Origin of the sequence: Streptomyces spiramenti (assembly GCF_012034385.1) — a bacterium.
GTDB lineage: Bacteria > Actinomycetota > Actinomycetes > Streptomycetales > Streptomycetaceae > Streptomyces > Streptomyces spiramenti.
In genome coordinates, this window is sequence record NZ_JAAVJB010000423.1 from 1 (window position 1) to 1,930 (window position 1,930).

Here is a 1,930-nt window from a genome sequence, read left to right on the forward strand (position 1 = left end):
GGCGCCGCACCGGCGCGCCGCGTCGCTCTCCGCCATGGCGGAGGCGTTCGGCGCGGACCGGCGCGCGGCGGTGTGCCGGGAGCTGACCAAGACCTACGAGGAGGTCCGGCGCGGGCCGGGTACGCGCGTGCCCGGGGACCTGGCGCGTCCGGGCACGGGTGGGCGCGCCGGGTTCCGCGGGAGCGGTCAGTGGCGCCGCCACCACGCGCGCCCGCTGCCCGCGGGTTCACCGGCCGTGTGACGGGCGTCGGACTCGGCGGCCTCGCGGGCCAGGGCGTCCGACTGCGCCTGCTGCTGGTCGATGCCGCGCGGTGGGTCGGTCGGTTCGTCGGCCGCGAGCCCGCCCGACGGCAGCCAGCTGGATGCCCGCTGGACGGCGCGCACCGTTCCCGCCTGCATGACGCGTATGCGGTGGCTGCCGCAACTGAGGCAGGTCAGTCGCGTCAGCGGGGACGGCACCCGTTCCGTGCCGGCGTAGTACAGGACGTAGGGCCGCCCGTCCTCGTCATTGTGGTGCTCGATCTGAAAGGTCTGCTCCCAGCCGTACGTACAGCGGAGACATACGAAGGCGTAGGACTCGGAAACGGTTTCGCGGTTCTCGTCGTTCATGACGCACCTGCGCTCGTGTGAGACGTCGTCTGCCGAGCGCACGGCGCGCCCGCGCGCCCTATGCCCCAGTATGCGGCTTTTTCTTGGCGGCGACCACAGCGTCGAACACCTCGCGCTTGGGCAGCCCGGCCTCGCGCGCGACCTCCGCGATCGCGGCCTTGCGGTGCTCGCCGGCCTCCTCGCGTGCGGCCACCCGTTGCACCAGTTCGGCCTCGTCCGGCCGCTCGGCGACCTCGCTCGCCCCGGTCACCACGACGGTGATCTCGCCGCGGACCCCCGCCTCCGCCCAGGCGGCGAGTTCTGCCAGCGTCCCGCGCCGGACCTCCTCGTAGGTCTTGGTCAGCTCCCGGCACACCGCCGCGCGCCGGTCCGCGCCGAACGCCTCCGCCATGGCGGAGAGCGACGCGGCGAGCCGGTGCGGCGCCTCGAAGTACACGAGGGTGCGACGTTCGGCGGCGACCTCGCGCAGTCGCCCGGCCCGCTCGCCCGCCTTGCGGGGCAGGAAGCCCTCGAAGCAGAACCTGTCGACGGGCAGCCCCGAGAGTGCCAGCGCGGTGAGCACGGCGGAGGGGCCGGGGACGGCGGTCACCCGCACGTCCTCCTCGACGGCCGCCGCGACCAGCCGGTACCCGGGGTCGGAGACGGACGGCATCCCCGCGTCGGTGACCAGCAACACCCGGGAGCCGCCGACCAGTTCACGGACGAGCTCCGGGGTGCGGGCCGCCTCGTTTCCCTCGAAGTAGGAGACGACGCGCCCCGAGGTGTGCACGCCCAGCCCCTGGGTGAGACGGCGCAGTCGGCGGGTGTCCTCCGCGGCGATGACGTCGGCGCGCTCCAGCTCCGCGGCGAGTCTCGGCGGCGCGTCGGCGAGGTCGCCGATGGGTGTGCCCGCCAGCACCAGCACACCGCCTTCCTCCTCACCGCTCCGCGCCCCCGTGCGGTCCCCGGCGACGGCGGACGGGTCATCGGCCGGGCCGTCGCCCCGCGCACCCTCGCCCGGCGCCCCCAGCGCGACATCGTCGACGCCCGGGCCGCCATTGCGGTCGCCGTCGCCGATCGGCGCGTCGCCGGGCAGCACATCGCCGGGCAGCACATCACCGGGGAGGGCGTCACCGGAGAGCGCGGCGTCGGCGTCATCGTGCGGGTGATCGGCGGGAGGCATGGAGGCAGTCACCCCGCCATCCTCGCAGGGCGCCGCGGCGGCGGATGCCAAGATGGCAGCGTGGACGCCCCCACCCCAGCCAACGACGCCACCGACCGCCGCCCGGAGCCGCCCCACCGGCCCGGCGCCCGGCTCGCCGTCCCCGCCGCAGCCCGGCGG

General features: G+C 75.7%; 2 protein-coding genes and 1 pseudogene. 1 reads left to right on the top strand and 2 read right to left on the bottom strand.

Annotation, left to right across the window (positions count from 1 at the left end; all coding sequences use genetic code 11):
- Positions 1-241 (top strand): annotated as a pseudogene (locus HCJ92_RS25895) (hypothetical protein); the annotation flags it as partial.
- Here HCJ92_RS25895 and HCJ92_RS23865 read toward each other — a convergent pair.
- Both HCJ92_RS23865 and rsmI read right to left on the bottom strand, forming a co-directional pair.
- Entirely contained in the window at positions 187-609 is a 423-nt protein-coding gene (locus HCJ92_RS23865) for a hypothetical protein (protein ID WP_167935685.1), read from the bottom strand. The pseudogene HCJ92_RS25895 and the gene HCJ92_RS23865 sit on opposite strands and share 55 nt — an antisense overlap.
- A gap of 58 nt (positions 610-667) precedes the next feature.
- Positions 668-1,513 carry a 16S rRNA (cytidine(1402)-2'-O)-methyltransferase gene (rsmI, locus tag HCJ92_RS23870; protein WP_167935686.1) on the bottom strand — a complete coding sequence of 282 codons (846 nt, stop codon included), beginning with the start codon at positions 1,511-1,513 and terminating at the stop codon, positions 668-670.
- Positions 1,514-1,930 lie beyond the last annotated feature (417 nt).